Here is a 14,337-nt window from a genome sequence, read left to right on the forward strand (position 1 = left end):
GTTGTTTTTGTTAGCGCAGAGGCCAATGTTGATGACAGGCGTGACGCACGGCGGCGGCGCTGCTCAGTTTGAGCAGGTCGCGGCTGAGACGCTGGCACTCGGCCTCGTGCACCTGGCGCACGCGATCCTTGATTTCGCCGATCTGCACCGGGCTGACCGACAGTTCGGTGACGCCCAGACCGATTAACACCGGTGTGGCCAGCGGATCAGAGGCGAGGGCGCCGCAGACACCGACCCAACGTTTGTGCACCGCCGCGCCTTCGCAGGTCATGGCGATCAATCGCAGCAGCGCCGGATGCAGAGCGTCGACGCGAGCGGCCAAACCAGCGTGGTCGCGATCCATGGCCAAGGTGTATTGCGAGAGATCGTTAGTACCGATCGAGAGGAAATCGGCGTGTTCGGCCAGTTGTTCGGCTTGCAGCGCGGCGGCAGGGACTTCGATCATCACGCCGATTTCCGGGCGCTGGCTCACGCCCAGTTCGACGCACAACGCATCGACGCGTTGGCGAATCTGCAGCAGCTCATCGACTTCGGTGACCATCGGCAACAGGATCCGGCAACGACGCAACGGGCTGACTTGCAGCAGCGCACGCAGTTGCTGATCGAGGATTTCCGGACGCGCCTGAGCCAGGCGAATGCCGCGCAGACCGAGTACCGGGTTGGCCTCGATGGGCAGTGGCAGGTAGTCGAGTTGCTTGTCGCCGCCGACGTCGATGGTGCGGATGATCACGGATTTATCGCCCATGGCATCGATCACCGCCTGGTAAGCACTGCGCTGCTCTTCGACGTCCGGAGCGGTCTGGCGATCGACGAACAAAAACTCGGTTCGTAACAGGCCTACACCGTCGGCACCGTTGGCGAAGGCGTCCGCCGCTTCAGCGCTGGAGGCGACATTGGCGACGACTTCGATGTGCACGCCATTACGTGTTTCGGCGGGCAGATGAGCTTTGGCTTGTTGCGCGTCGCGGCGCTGCTGCCGGTCGATTTGCGCTTGCCGAACTTCGGCCAGACGTTCAGCGTTGGGCATCAGTTCGAGACGACCGCCATCGGCATCGAGGACCACCGATTGACCTTGCGGCTGATCAAGCAGCGCCGAACCCAACGCCACCATGCACGGCAGACCTTTACCGCGAGCGAGAATCGCCACGTGCGAAGTCGCGCCACCCTCGGCCATGCACAACCCGGCGACACCTTGCGCGCTGAGTTGCAGCAGATCCGACGGCGTCAGTTCATGTGCCGCGACGATGGCGCCGGCCGGTACGTCGTAATTCCACGCCTCACCGAGCACTGCACGCAACACGCGTTGCTTGAGGTCGCGCAGATCATTGGCGCGTTCGGCCAGCAGCGCGCTGCCGGTGTGTTGCAGGACTTCGCACTGCACATCGATCGACTGGCTCCAGGCGTGAGTCGCTGCAGTGCCTTGTTCGATGGCTTGCTGTGCGGCATCGAGCAGTGCCGGATCTTCCAGCAGTGCCAAGTGCGCGGCAAAGATCGCTTCTTCATCGGCATTTTTGTGTTTTTTCGCTTGGGCGAGGGTGCCGTCGATTTCACTGCGCACCTGATTCAGTGCAGTGTCGAGCGCCTGCAGTTGTTGCAGCGGATCATGATTGCCCGCATCCGTTGGCAAACTGATCGCGTTCAAACGAAACAGCGGCCCGCCAACCAATCCCGGTGCAGCGCACACACCGTGCAACACGCCAGCCTCGGCCGGGCGTTTAACCGACGCGACACTCACCGGCGCCGCAGCGTGACAATCATCCGGCAGCGCTGTGGCCAACGCGGTGAGCAACGCTTGCAGCGCCGCTTCGGCATCCGGCCCCTGACAGCTGACCTGCACCTGATCCTGTTCGCCAACCGCCAAACCCATCAAACCGATCAGGCTGTTGCACGGCGCCGATTTGCCGGCGAAGTGCAGTTGCGACCGGCTTTTGAAACCTTGCGCGGTCTGCCGAATCAGTGCCGCAGGGCGCGCATGCAATCCGCCGCGATGCGCCACCAGAACATGGCCATGAACCTCTGGCCCGCCCACGTCTGCAACATTCGCCGTCGAACTGTTGCGCGCAACAATGTGCAGTAACGGCTCGCCGACTTTCACCGCTTTGAGCGTGATCGGACGCACCTGAAAATCCTGGCTGTTGGTCAGGATCAACAAGCTGACGAGGCTTTTGCACTGCTGACCGACCTTGTCGAGGTCATAGCGCAACAACGGCTGACCCTTGCTGACACGCGTGCCATCCTTGACCAGCATCGAGAAGCCTTCGCCGTTCAGTTCAACGGTATCCAGGCCCAGATGCAGAAGAATCTCCGCGCCGTTATCGGCACGCACAGTGAGTGCGTGGCCGGTGCGCGCGACGTGAATGATCACCCCGGCGCATGGCGAGTACAGGGTGTCGTTGATCGGGTCGATGGCAATGCCGTCGCCCATCGCGCCGCTGGCGAACACTGCGTCCGGGACTTTGGCGAGCGTGAGCACCGGGCCGCTGAGCGGGGCGCTGAGGGTCAGCTCTTTATTGTTGTTGTGCATGGCTCGGTCTCATCAGGTCTGCAGTCATTCGGGGCTTAGTGCGTACGCGTTACTTTGCTCAGGTGGCGCGGCTGATCCGGGTCCATGCCTCGGGCCACGGCCAGACCTGCGGCCATCACGTAGAAGCTCTGGATCGCCAGAATCGGATCGAGCGCTGGATGTTCGGCGCGGCTCAGGGTCAGGTCGCGTTCGCTCACATCGTCCGGCGCGGCCAGCAACACGCGGGCGCCGCGTTGACGCATTTCTGCGGCCAGACTCAGCAGGCCAGCCTGTTCGGCGCCGCGCGGAGCGAACACCAGCAGCGGATAGTGTTCGTCGATCAGTGCCATCGGGCCGTGACGGACTTCCGCGCTGCTGAACGCTTCGGCCTGAATCGCCGAGGTTTCCTTGAATTTCAGCGCGGCCTCCTGCGCGATGGCAAAACCGGCGCCACGTCCAATAACCATCAAACGCTCGCAATCGCGCAGCACTTCGATGGCCACACTCCAGTCCTGTTTCGCCGCTTCGCGCAGGCCTTCGGGCAGGGCGTTGCCCGCTTCGAGCAATTCGCTGTCCTCTTTCCAATGCGCAATCAACCGGGCGCTGGCGCTGAGGGTGGCGATAAAGCTCTTGGTCGCCGCGACGCTGCTTTCCGTCCCGGCGAGCAGCGGCACGCTGAATTCACACGCCGCTTCCAGTGGCGAGTCGGCAGCGTTGACCATCGACACGCTCAGCGCGCCACGTTTGCGCAACAGACGCAGACTGTTGACCAGATCCGGGCTCTGCCCCGATTGTGAAAACGCGAACGCCACCTGACCGCTGACCTTCAACGGCGCCTGCTGCATAGTCACCACCGACATCGGCAACGACGCCACCGGTACACCCAGTTGCTGCATGGTCAGGTAAGCGAAGTAGCTCGCCGCGTGGTCGGAGCTGCCGCGCGCCACCGTCATCGCCACTTGCGGTGGCTGACGGCGCAGGCGCCCGGCGATCTCGATCATTGGCGCGTCGAGCTGTTGCAGTTGGGCTTGCACGGCCTCGAACGAGGACAGCGCCTCTTCAAGCATTTTTGAAGTCAATGTCTTCTCCTTCGACCATGACGGCGGTCAGTGTGAGTGAGCGATCGAGCCGCACGCAGTCGGCCCAGGCACCTGGTTGCAGGCGCCCGCGTTCGGTGATGCCGAGGTAGTCGGCGGGGAATTGCGACAGGCGCTGCGAGGCTTCGGCGATCGGCAAACCGATCTTCACCAGGTTGCGCAGGGCTTGGTCCATGGTCAGGGTGCTGCCGGCCAAGGTGCCGTCGGGCAGGCGCACGCCGCCCAGGCATTTGGTCACGATGTGGCTGCCGAGCTTGTATTCACCGTCGGGCATGCCGGCGGCAGCGGTCGAATCGGTCACGCAATACAGGCACGGGATCGAGCGCAGGGCCACGCGAATGGCGCCGGGATGCACATGCAGCAAGTCGGGAATCAGCTCGGCGAATTTGGCGTGGGCCAGTGCGGCGCCGACGATGCCCGGCTCGCGGTGATGCAGCGGGCTCATGGCGTTGTAGAGGTGGGTGAAACTGGTCGCGCCGGCATCGAGTGCGGCGACGCCTTCTTCGTAACTGCCGAGGGTGTGGCCGATCTGCATGCGCACGCCACGGCTGCTCAGTTCACGAATCAAACCGTCGTGGCCGGCGATTTCCGGGGCGATGGTGATCACCCGGATCGGCGCCAGTGCCAGATATTCTTCGACTTCGGCCATCAACGCGGTGTGGGCGAAGTTCGGTTGCGCGCCGAGTTTGCCGGGATTGATGTACGGGCCTTCGAGGTGGACGCCAAGGACGCGCGCGGCGCCTTTCGGACGCTGCTCGCAGAACTCTCCGACTTCCTTCAAAACCCTAGAGATCTCGGCACTCGGCGCGGTCATGGTGGTGGCCAGCAGCGAGGTGGTGCCGAACCGCACGTGGGTTCTGGTGATGGTCTCGAAGGCGCTGGCGCCTTCCATGATGTCTTTGCCGCCACCGCCATGAACGTGCAGGTCGATGAAGCCCGGCAGCAGATACGGCAGGTCATTGCTCGCCGGATCGCAGGGTACGCCTTCGATCGACACGACTTTGCCGTGTTCGTGGATCAGCCGGCCGCGAACCCAGCCGCTGGCGGTGAGGATGTTGTCTTCGGACATTTTGGTTCTCGCTTCGGGCCGCCTAGCGGCGCAGCTCTGCAACAAAGTCGTAGTAGTCGTTGCGGCAATAGGTGTCGGTGACTTCGATCGGTGTGTTGTCTTCCAGGTAGCCGACCCGGGTCATCAGCAGCATGGCGGTGCCGGGGGCGATGCCGACCAGCGCGGCGAACTCGTCCGAGGCGTTGATCGCCTGAATGTGCTGCAAGGCACGGACGATCGGTTTGCCGATGCCGTCGAGGTATTCGTAGAGCGAATCGCCGACCAGTTGCGGCTTGGGCATGATCGAGGCGGGCAGGGTGCTCATCTCGATGGCCATGACCGTGTCATCGGCTTTGCGCAGACGCTTCATGCGCGCGACCTTGTCGTTCGGCGACAGGCTGAGGCGGATCAGTTCTTCATGAGTCGGCAGGGTGATTTCACGTTCCAGCCATTGCGAGCTGGGTACGAAGCCTTTGAGGCGGAGCATTTCGCTGAAGCCCGAAAGGCGCGACAACGGCTGTTCGAGGCGTGGGGTGATGAAGGTACCGGAGCCTTGCAGGCGGCGGATCAGGCCTTGATCGAGGAGCACTTCCAGCGCTTTACGCGCGGTAACCCGGGAGATACCGAGCATTTCACTGAGATTGCGCTCGGACGGCATCGCCTGCTCGGACTTCCACTGCCCGGCATGAATCGCTGCTTCCAGATTGCGCGCCAGTTGCAGGTACAGCGGCGTCGGCTGGGAGTCGTCTGGGCGTAGGGCCTGGAAGTCGTTCATGTAGGTCATTTCCGACGCGAGTATAGGATTGTTGTGGCTCGCTTGTGGGGCGGAAATTAATACCACTTGAATACCATGTCAACGCGCTGAAATGGGCTTTGGCCCAGTAGGATGGCGGGTTTAAGGGGGTGTGGTTTCAAGTGGTATTAGTGTCGGCCTATAAAAAGCAAAAGATCGCAGCCTGCGGCAGCTCCTACAGTTGAGAGTGGTATCACCTCTGTAGGCGCTGCCGCAGGCTGCGATCTTTTGATTTATTTTTTTGCGGGTGACCAGCGGTCGCTGGTTAAGGGCGGATTTCGACCATCGTGCCGTCCGGCACCAGATTCCACACTTCACGCATATCAACGTTGCGCATGGCGACGCAGCCGTCAGTCCAGTCCAGGGTGTGGAACAGGTCTTCCGGGGTTTCTTCCGAATCTGGCGTGCCGTGGATCATGATCATCCCGCCGGGCTCGACACCTTCACGCCGGGCGCGGGCCGAGTCGCTGATGTTCGGGTAGGAAATGTGCATCGACAGATTGAATTTGTCGCTGGTCTTGCGCCAGTCGATCCAATAGAAACCTTCCGGCGTGCGTTTGTCGCCTTCGATCAGTTTCGGGCCCTTTTTCGCGCCCTTGCCCAAGGAAATGCGATAGGTCTTCAGCGGCTTGCCATCGGCGATCAGTTGCAGTTGATGCGCTGACTTGAGCACCAGGACTTTTTCGATGAGCGGGGTATTCGCAGGCGCCACGGTGGTCACGAATGACGCTTGGGAGACGGTAACGAACGACAGGCAGAACAGGGCAAGCAACCAGCGCATTGAAACGATTCCCCAGGAATGACGCAGATACATGATTTATAGGTGTTGTGCAGACGTGCTCGGGTTATCGGCTGGCCGGCGACGAAATCAAGTAATGGCAGGTTGAGCAAGCGGCGGAATCGATTCCGAACGCACTGGATACGTCTCGACGCGCCGATCAGCGAAGAAGCATTCTAAGGTACGCCCCACTGTGCGGAAAGCCAGCTCGTCCCAGGGAATGTCGGCTTCGTCGAATAGTTGCACTTCGAGGCTCTCGGGGCCGGCGGCAAAGTCCAGATCCACCAGTTCGGCGCGGAAGAACACATGCACCTGACTGATGTGCGGCACGTCGATCAGCGTATAGATGCTCAGGTTACGCACCCGGGCGCAGGCTTCTTCGGCAGTTTCGCGCACGGCGGCCTGTTCGATGGTCTCGCCGTTCTCCATGAATCCGGCGGGCAACGTCCAGTAACCGAGACGCGGCTCGATGGCACGACGGCAGAGCAACACTTTCGTGCCCCAGGTCGGCACGCAGCCGGCGACAATATTGGGGTTTTGATAGTGAATGGTCTGACAGCTGTCACAGACAAATCGCAGCCGCGAATCGCCTTCGGGAATGCGCTGGGTGACCGGGTTACCGCAGTGGCTGCAAAATTTCATGCTGGGCTTCCTGAATGCTGCGCCTATCTTGGCGTGCAGCGGTGCCGGTCGGCAAGTTGTCGTTTCGCGACATGGCGAGATTCGGGGGCTTGGGCGGCTGCATTGATTGGTGCATGATGCAGGGTAAGGCACAGATCGAGAACACTCATGCTGGACGAGCTACTGCATAGGGTAAGCAACCACACACCGCGCACGCTGGAGACCGACACACGTTTCCCCGAGGCTGCCGTTCTGGTGCCGATCACCCGCAGTGATGAGCCGGAACTGGTGCTGACCCTGCGCGCCAGCGGGCTCTCGACCCACGGCGGCGAAGTGGCTTTTCCTGGTGGTCGCCGCGATCCGGAAGACCCGGATCTGATCTTCACGGCGCTGCGCGAAGCCGAAGAAGAAATCGGTTTGCCACCCGGACTGGTCGAAGTCATCGGTCCGCTCAGCCCACTGATTTCCCTGCACGGCATCAAGGTCACGCCTTATGTCGGCGTCATCCCCGATTTTGTCGAATACCGCGCCAACGATGCCGAAATCGCAGCCGTCTTCAGCGTTCCGCTGGAATTCTTCCGCAAGGACCCTCGCGAGCATACCCATCGCATCGACTATCAGGGGCGCAGTTGGTACGTGCCGAGTTATCGATTTGGTGAGTACAAGATCTGGGGCCTCACGGCGATCATGATTGTCGAGTTGATCAACCTGCTCTATGACGCGAAAATCAGTCTGCATGAGCCGCCGAAAAGCTTTATCAACACCTGAAGCCGTCGTTCGAACGGCCATTCACCGTGAGCCCTGAGGAAAACAAGATGAAATACCGCCTGGGCGACGCCCGTGTCGAGACCCATCCACAGAGCTGGGTCGCCCCCAATGCCGTGCTGGTGGGCAAGGTCAAACTGGAAGAGGGCGCCAACGTCTGGTTCAACGCCGTGCTGCGTGGCGATAACGAACTGATCCTGATCGGCAAGAACAGCAACGTCCAGGACGGCACCGTGATGCACACCGACATGGGCTATCCGCTGACCATCGGCACCGGCGTGACCATTGGCCATAACGCCATGCTGCATGGCTGCACGGTCGGCGATTACAGTCTGATCGGCATCAACGCGGTGATTCTCAACGGCGCGAAGATCGGCAAGAACTGCATCATCGGCGCCAATTCGCTGATCGGCGAGGGCAAGGAAATTCCCGATGGTTCGCTGGTGATGGGCTCGCCGGGCAAGGTTGTGCGCGAGCTGACCGAGCCGCAGAAGAAGATGCTTGAAGCCAGCGCCGCCCACTATGTGCATAACTCTCAGCGTTATGCGCGCGATCTGGTTGAGCAGGAAGAATGACTACGCTCGAAAGACCGGTCGCCTCGCCGTGCGTGAATATTTGTGCGCTGGATGAGGCTGACATCTGCACGGGCTGCCAGCGTACGGTCGAGGAGATTACCCGCTGGGGCCGCATGAGCAATGACGAGCGTCGGGTGGTGTTGGGGTTGTGTCATGAGCGGGCTAAGGCGAGTGGGTTGGTGTGGATGATCCCTTCGAAGTCGTGATCGGCTTGGGATGGCCCTCACCCTAGCCCTCTCCCAGGGGGAGAGGGGACTGACCGAGGTGTCTTACGCTATACGCCGACCTGACATGTCGAGTCGGACTCAAGATTTGAAAGGCCCCCAATAGGCTCCCTTTCCCCCTCGCCTGAAGGGAGAGGGAGCGACCGGGTTGATTGTTCGGGTCGCACCGACTTGGGTTATCGAGTCGAACTCGGGAGTCGATTCAACGAAGATCTGCTCCCTTTCCCCCTCGCCCCCCTTGGGGGATAGGGCTGGGGTGAGGGGGTGGCTCTTGATCTGCGGGTCCAGTAATCTGTGCGCCAATCTGCCAGGTCGCCTCCATGATTTTCCTCATCGCCTACATCAGCAGCGTCGTGCTGATCAACTTCGCCTTCTCCACCGCGCCGCATCTGGACATCATCTGGTCGGCCTGGGGTGGTCTGGTGTTCGTGCTGCGCGACATGGTGCAAACCCGCTTTGGTCACGGCGCGATCGTCGCGATGCTGGCGGCGCTGGTGCTGTCTTACGTCACCTCCGATCCTTCCATTGCACTGGCCAGCGCTACGGCGTTCGCGGTCTCCGAGTGCATTGACTGGCTGGTGTTCAGCATCACCAAGCGCCCGTTGCGCGACCGCTTGTGGATCAGTTCGGCGCTGAGCATTCCTCTCGATACCTTCATCTTTTTCGGCATGATCGACTTGCTGACGCCGCCGGTGATCATCACCGCGCTGGCCTCGAAATTTGCCGGCGTCACTGCCGTCTGGCTGATCATGGCCTGGCGTGAGCGCAAACAGGCCGTCGCCGGCTGAAGCCAAAGCCTCAGGTTCATGTAAAATGCCGCGCTTTCTCCCCATGGAAAGCGCGTCAGGCGCTGCTTTCCTCGATGATCCGCTTCTTTGAGGACCTGAGATGACCCGTATCGGAACTCCATTGTCGCCAACCGCGACCCGCGTATTGCTGTGTGGCTGTGGTGAGTTGGGCAAGGAAGTGGTGATCGAGCTGCAACGCCTGGGCGTTGAAGTGATTGCCGTCGACCGCTACGCCAACGCGCCGGCCATGCAAGTCGCCCATCGCAGCCACGTGATCAACATGCTCGACGGCGCCGCCCTGCGTGCGGTGATCGAAGCTGAAAAGCCGCACTTCATCGTGCCGGAAATCGAAGCCATCGCCACCGCCACGCTGGTCGAACTGGAAGCTGAAGGCTTCACCGTGATCCCGACCGCGCGCGCGGCGCAACTGACCATGAACCGTGAAGGCATCCGTCGTCTGGCCGCTGAAGAGCTGGACCTGCCGACCTCGCCGTACCATTTTGCCGACACCTTCGAGGACTACAGCAAAGCCGTTGAGGACCTGGGTTTCCCCTGCGTCGTCAAACCGGTCATGAGCTCGTCGGGCAAAGGCCAGAGCCTGCTGCGCAGCGTCGATGACGTGCAAAAAGCTTGGGATTACGCGCAAGAGGGCGGTCGCGCTGGCAAAGGTCGGGTGATCATCGAAGGTTTCATCGATTTCGACTACGAAATCACTCTGCTGACCGTGCGTCACATCGGTGGCACCACGTTCTGCGCGCCGGTCGGTCACCGTCAGGAGAAGGGCGACTATCAGGAATCGTGGCAGCCACAAGCCATGAGCCCGATTGCTTTGGCTGAATCCGAGCGCGTTGCCAAAGCGGTGACTGAAGCGTTGGGTGGTCGCGGTCTGTTCGGCGTTGAGCTGTTCATCAAGGGTGATCAGGTGTGGTTCAGCGAAGTTTCGCCGCGCCCGCATGACACTGGTCTGGTAACGCTGATTTCGCAGGATCTGTCGCAGTTCGCCCTGCACGCTCGCGCAATTCTGGGCCTGCCGGTACCGCTGATCCGTCAGTTCGGGCCATCGGCTTCGGCGGTGATTCTGGTGGAAGGGCAGTCGACTCAGACCGCTTTCGCCAACCTCGGCGCGGCGTTGAGCGAGCCGGACACGGCGTTGCGTCTGTTTGGTAAGCCAGAGGTGAATGGTCAGCGCCGCATGGGTGTGGCGCTGGCGCGGGATGAGTCGATCGAGGCTGCGCGTGCCAAGGCGACCCGTGCTGCTCAGGCTGTTGTTGTAGAGCTGTAAACCGAGTCGCGACATTCGCGAGCAGGCTCACTCCTACAGTTGGAATACGTTCCCCTGTAGGAGTGAGCCTGCTCGCGATAGCGATCTGTCAGGCAATCTGATTCAGGTCGTTATTGCGGGTTTCCTTCAAACACAGCACCGCAATCAAACTCAGCACCGCCGCCGCCGATACATACCCGCCGACATAACTCAGCCCCCCCATCGCCACCAGTTTCTGCGCAAAGAACGGCGCCGCCGAGGCTCCGACAATGCCGCCCAGGTTATACGCCGCCGAAGCACCGGTATAACGCACGTGGGTCGGAAACAGCTCAGGCAACAATGCGCCCATCGGTGCAAACGTCACGCCCATCAAAAACAGCTCGATGCACAGAAACAGCGCCACACCCCAGGTCGAGCCCTGAGTCAGCAACGGCTCCATCAGAAAACCGGAAAGAACCGCCAGCACACCACCGATGATCAGCACCGGTTTGCGCCCATAACGGTCGCTCGCCCAAGCCGACAGCGGCGTGGCGGCGGCCATGAACAGCACGGCAAAACACAGCAGGCCAAGGAACGTTTCGCGGCTATAGCCGAGCGTGGAAACCCCGTAGCTCAGGGAAAACACCGTCGAGATATAGAACAGCGCATAACACACCACCATAGCCGCCGCGCCCAGCAGGGTTGGCGCCCAATACTGGCTGAACAGCTCGACCAGCGGCACTTTCACCCGCTCCTGACGGGCGATGGCGTTGGCGAAAACTGGCGTTTCGTGGAGTTTCAGACGCACATACAGGCCAACCATCACCAGCACGGCACTGAGCAGAAACGGAATCCGCCAGCCCCAGCTGCGGAACTGCTCGTCATTGAGGGTCATGGCCAGTGTCAGGAACAAGCCGTTGGCTGCGAGAAAACCAATCGAAGGCCCAAGCTGCGGGAACATGCCGAACCACGCACGTTTGCCTTTCGGCGCGTTTTCCGTGGCGAGCAGGGCGGCACCGCCCCATTCACCACCCAATCCCAAACCTTGGCCGAAACGCAGCACACACAGCAGAATCGGTGCCCAGGCGCCAATGCTGTCATAACCCGGCAGCACGCCAATCAGTGTCGTGCACACGCCCATCAAGAGTAAGGATGCGACCAGCGTCGATTTGCGCCCGATGCGGTCACCAAAGTGGCCGAACAACGCCGAGCCCAGTGGCCTCGCCAGAAATGCGATACCAAAGGTAAGGAACGCCGAAAGCATCTGCGCGGTGCCGGAGGTCTGTGGAAAGAACACTGGCCCGATCACCAGCGCAGCCGCGGTGGCGTAAACATAGAAGTCATAGAACTCGATCGCGGTGCCGATAAAACTCGCCGTCGCCACGCGGGTGGCGGAATTGGTCGGTTGGGCAGGCGCGGTGTCGCTGATAGCGGTACTGGTTGTCATGCGGTGATCCCTGACAGTCATGAGCTCCATTGGAGCGAATTATTATGGTCGAACACCCAGGGATGTGGGATGAGGCGCGGTCGCTGCTTCAGGTAGGAACAGTCGCCGGAGTACAGCGCAAATGGCCGAAACCTGGTGTGCGCGGGGTAAGCACAAGGTTCGGCGGGGCTTGGGTAAGCGTTCCGATTATAGGAAGGGGGCTAACAATCAAACAAGAGCAAAAAATCGCAGCCTTCGGCAGGTCCTGCATTTGGAATGCGTTCCCCTGTAGGAGCTGCCGAAGGCTGCGATCTTTTGATCTTTTACCTGGCAGGCACCAAAGCAGGCACAGAAGAGGTATGCCAAATCAGCACTTTGCTAACCCGGTTCTCTTCAGTCTCGAGAATCTCTAGACGATAACGCCCGATCTTCAAGCAAACCGCACTTTCCGGAATAGTCTCCAACGCCTCAGTCACCAGACCATTCAGCGTTTTCGGACCATCGCTCGGCAAATGCCAGCCCAAACACTTGTTCAATTCGCGGATCGACGCGGCACCGTCAATGACCATGCGGCCATCGCCCTGCGGATGAATGTGCGGATTATCGATGCTGTGCTCGCTTTCGAATTCGCCAACGATTTCTTCGAGAATGTCTTCCAGCGTGACGATGCCGAGCACTTCGCCGTACTCGTCGACCACCATGCCCAGTCGGCGCTGCTGCTTGTGAAAATTCAGCAACTGCAGTTGCAGCGGTGTGCTTTCCGGCACGAAGTAAGGCTCGTAACTCGCCGCCAGCAGCGCCTCGCGGGTCAAATCACCATTGTTCAGCAAATGTCGGATCTGCCGGGTGTTGAGCACCGCTTCAACCTGATTGATGTCGCTGTGGAACACCGGCAGGCGCGTGCGCTTGTTGTGGCGTAGCTGTTCGATGATCTCGTCGATCGAATCGTCGAGGTTGATGCCGTCGACGTCACTGCGCGGCACCAGAATGTCATTGACCGTAATGTTGTCCAGCGCATGAATGCCTGAGACCGGGTGCGCGCGCACTGGATGCTCTGGATCGTCGTAGCGATCGGCGGGCGAGTCATCTTCGCTTTGCTGCACGACCTGAACTTTGCGAGCAAATGGACTCATCAGCAAGCCGCTGATACGGCTGAACAACCAGGCAAACGGATAAACAATCTTCAGCGGCACGGCCAGCAATGTATTGCCGAACGCCAGCACCGCATCGGGATACCGTTGGGCGACGGTACGTGGAAAATAATCGGCAAACACCAGCAGGATTGCGCCAGCACCGAGGCATGCCGCCCACGGGCCGTTTTCTTCGCAGAGAAAAATCGCCAGCAGCGTCGCAATCACCACGGCGAGCGCACGGCACAAGGTGTTGCAGAGGATCAGGCTATCGAGCGGAAAGCTCAGCTTCGCCAGCGGTTTGTCGCTGGCGCGCGAGGCGGTGCGTTGCGCAAGCAGGTGCTGTTGCGCGATTTCGACGGCGGTAAACAGCCCTGACCACAAAATCAGCAGGACAAACACCGCGAGCATCGGCCCTAAGGGCAAACCGTCCATTTATGCCGCCCGTCAGATGTGCAGGATGTATTCACGAACCAGTTTGCTGCCGAAATACGCCAACATCAGCAGGCAGAAACCGGCGAGGGTCCAGCGAATCGCCTTGTGACCGCGCCAGCCGAGACGGTTGCGGCCCCACAGCAGCACGCTGAACACGATCCACGCCAGGCAGGCCAGCAGGGTCTTGTGTACCAGATGCTGGGCGAACAGGTTCTCGACGAACAGCCAGCCGGAAATCAGCGACAGCGACAGCAGCGTCCAGCCAGCCCAGAGGAAGCCGAACAGCAGGCTTTCCATGGTTTGCAGCGGCGGGAAATTCTTGATCAGCCCGGACGGATGCTTGTGCTTGAGCTGGTGGTCTTGCACCAAAAGCAGCAAAGCCTGGAACACCGCGATGGTGAACATGCCGTAGGCGAGGATCGACAACAGAATGTGCGCAAGGATGCCTGGCTCTTCATCGATGATCTGCACCGTGCCGGTCGGCGCGAACTGCGCGAGCAGTACAGTGACCGCACCGAGCGGGAACAGCAGCACCAGCAGGTTTTCCACCGGAATGCGCGAGCAGGCGATCAGCGTCAGGGCGATCACCGCCGCCGCAATCAGGCTGGAGGCGCTGAAGAAGTCCAGGCCCAGACCGATGGGTGTCAGCAAGTGGGTGAGCAGGCTGGCGGCGTGGGCTACCACGGCGAGAGCGCCGAGGCTAACCAGCAGGCGCTTGTTCGCCTTGGCGCCGGTGGCCAAGCGGGTGCTCTGATAAAGGGTCGCAGCGGCATATAGAAGGGCGGCGGCGAGGGTGGTCAGCAAACTCGGTGACAAGGGGAGCATAAATCCTGTTAGGCAAGCCCGAAAGGGGCTGAGTTTGGCATAGAACCGCCATGGCACGAAAGACTCAGGAAGCTGACAGCGAGGTGTCC

The 14,337-nt window shown here is 60.7% G+C and carries 14 protein-coding genes; 5 read left to right on the forward strand and 9 right to left on the reverse strand.

Going from position 1 to position 14,337, the window contains the following annotated elements; translation table 11 throughout:
- Positions 1–10: 10 nt before the first annotated feature.
- The 6 genes from ptsP to CCX46_RS05260 all read right to left on the reverse strand — a co-directional run bounded on the left by ptsP (position 11) and on the right by CCX46_RS05260 (position 6,861).
- Positions 11–2,524 (reverse strand): phosphoenolpyruvate--protein phosphotransferase, encoded by a 2,514-nt coding sequence (gene ptsP, locus CCX46_RS05235; RefSeq protein WP_127925943.1) that lies wholly within the window; start codon positions 2,522–2,524, stop codon positions 11–13.
- A 35-nt stretch (positions 2,525–2,559) separates the two neighbouring features.
- The gene (locus CCX46_RS05240; RefSeq protein WP_127925944.1) at positions 2,560–3,582 is read right to left on the reverse strand and encodes an SIS domain-containing protein; all 1,023 of its coding nucleotides are present in this window, start codon (positions 3,580–3,582) and stop codon (positions 2,560–2,562) included.
- On the reverse strand, positions 3,563–4,669 hold the full coding sequence (nagA, locus tag CCX46_RS05245) for an N-acetylglucosamine-6-phosphate deacetylase (protein WP_127925945.1): 1,107 nt from the start codon (positions 4,667–4,669) through the stop codon (positions 3,563–3,565). The genes CCX46_RS05240 and nagA overlap by 20 nt, the downstream gene beginning before the upstream one ends.
- Before the next feature lie 22 nt (positions 4,670–4,691).
- Positions 4,692–5,423, reverse strand: a complete 732-nt coding sequence (locus CCX46_RS05250; protein WP_127925946.1) for a GntR family transcriptional regulator — start codon at positions 5,421–5,423, stop codon at positions 4,692–4,694.
- 283 nt (positions 5,424–5,706) lie between these two features.
- Positions 5,707–6,222 carry a L,D-transpeptidase family protein gene (locus CCX46_RS05255; protein WP_127925947.1) on the reverse strand — a complete coding sequence of 172 codons (516 nt, stop codon included), beginning with the start codon at positions 6,220–6,222 and terminating at the stop codon, positions 5,707–5,709.
- An 87-nt stretch (positions 6,223–6,309) separates the two neighbouring features.
- The gene (locus CCX46_RS05260; protein WP_127925948.1) at positions 6,310–6,861 is read right to left on the reverse strand and encodes an NUDIX hydrolase; all 552 of its coding nucleotides are present in this window, start codon (positions 6,859–6,861) and stop codon (positions 6,310–6,312) included.
- Positions 6,862–7,008: 147 nt separating this feature from the next.
- Between CCX46_RS05260 and CCX46_RS05265 the strand changes: the two genes are divergently transcribed.
- The 5 genes from CCX46_RS05265 to purT all read left to right on the forward strand — a co-directional run bounded on the left by CCX46_RS05265 (position 7,009) and on the right by purT (position 10,474).
- Positions 7,009–7,608, forward strand: coding sequence for a CoA pyrophosphatase (locus CCX46_RS05265; protein ID WP_034154815.1), 600 nt, complete (start codon positions 7,009–7,011; stop codon positions 7,606–7,608).
- Between the two features lie 47 nt (positions 7,609–7,655).
- Positions 7,656–8,180: a gamma carbonic anhydrase family protein gene (locus tag CCX46_RS05270; RefSeq protein WP_007954617.1), complete on the forward strand. Its 525-nt coding sequence runs from the start codon at positions 7,656–7,658 to the stop codon at positions 8,178–8,180.
- Entirely contained in the window at positions 8,177–8,386 is a 210-nt protein-coding gene (locus CCX46_RS05275) for a DUF1289 domain-containing protein (RefSeq protein ID WP_127925949.1), read from the forward strand. The genes CCX46_RS05270 and CCX46_RS05275 overlap by 4 nt, the downstream gene beginning before the upstream one ends.
- Before the next feature lie 338 nt (positions 8,387–8,724).
- Positions 8,725–9,192, forward strand: a complete 468-nt coding sequence (locus CCX46_RS05280; RefSeq protein WP_016986366.1) for a VUT family protein — start codon at positions 8,725–8,727, stop codon at positions 9,190–9,192.
- A 100-nt stretch (positions 9,193–9,292) separates the two neighbouring features.
- The gene (gene purT / locus CCX46_RS05285; RefSeq protein WP_016986367.1) at positions 9,293–10,474 is read left to right on the forward strand and encodes a formate-dependent phosphoribosylglycinamide formyltransferase; all 1,182 of its coding nucleotides are present in this window, start codon (positions 9,293–9,295) and stop codon (positions 10,472–10,474) included.
- An 88-nt stretch (positions 10,475–10,562) separates the two neighbouring features.
- Here the strand turns inward: purT and CCX46_RS05290 are convergent, their stop codons facing one another.
- The 3 genes from CCX46_RS05290 to CCX46_RS05305 form a co-directional block, all read right to left on the reverse strand.
- Positions 10,563–11,879, reverse strand: coding sequence for an MFS transporter (locus tag CCX46_RS05290; protein WP_127925950.1), 1,317 nt, complete (start codon positions 11,877–11,879; stop codon positions 10,563–10,565).
- Positions 11,880–12,181: 302 nt separating this feature from the next.
- Positions 12,182–13,423 carry a transporter associated domain-containing protein gene (locus CCX46_RS05300; RefSeq protein WP_127925952.1) on the reverse strand — a complete coding sequence of 414 codons (1,242 nt, stop codon included), beginning with the start codon at positions 13,421–13,423 and terminating at the stop codon, positions 12,182–12,184.
- Between the two features lie 12 nt (positions 13,424–13,435).
- Positions 13,436–14,248 carry a cytochrome C assembly family protein gene (locus CCX46_RS05305; protein ID WP_038357737.1) on the reverse strand — a complete coding sequence of 271 codons (813 nt, stop codon included), beginning with the start codon at positions 14,246–14,248 and terminating at the stop codon, positions 13,436–13,438.
- Positions 14,249–14,337: the final 89 nt, after the last annotated feature.

Origin of the sequence: Pseudomonas sp. RU47 (genome assembly GCF_004011755.1) — a bacterium.
In the GTDB taxonomy this organism is placed as follows: Bacteria; Pseudomonadota; Gammaproteobacteria; order Pseudomonadales; family Pseudomonadaceae; genus Aquipseudomonas.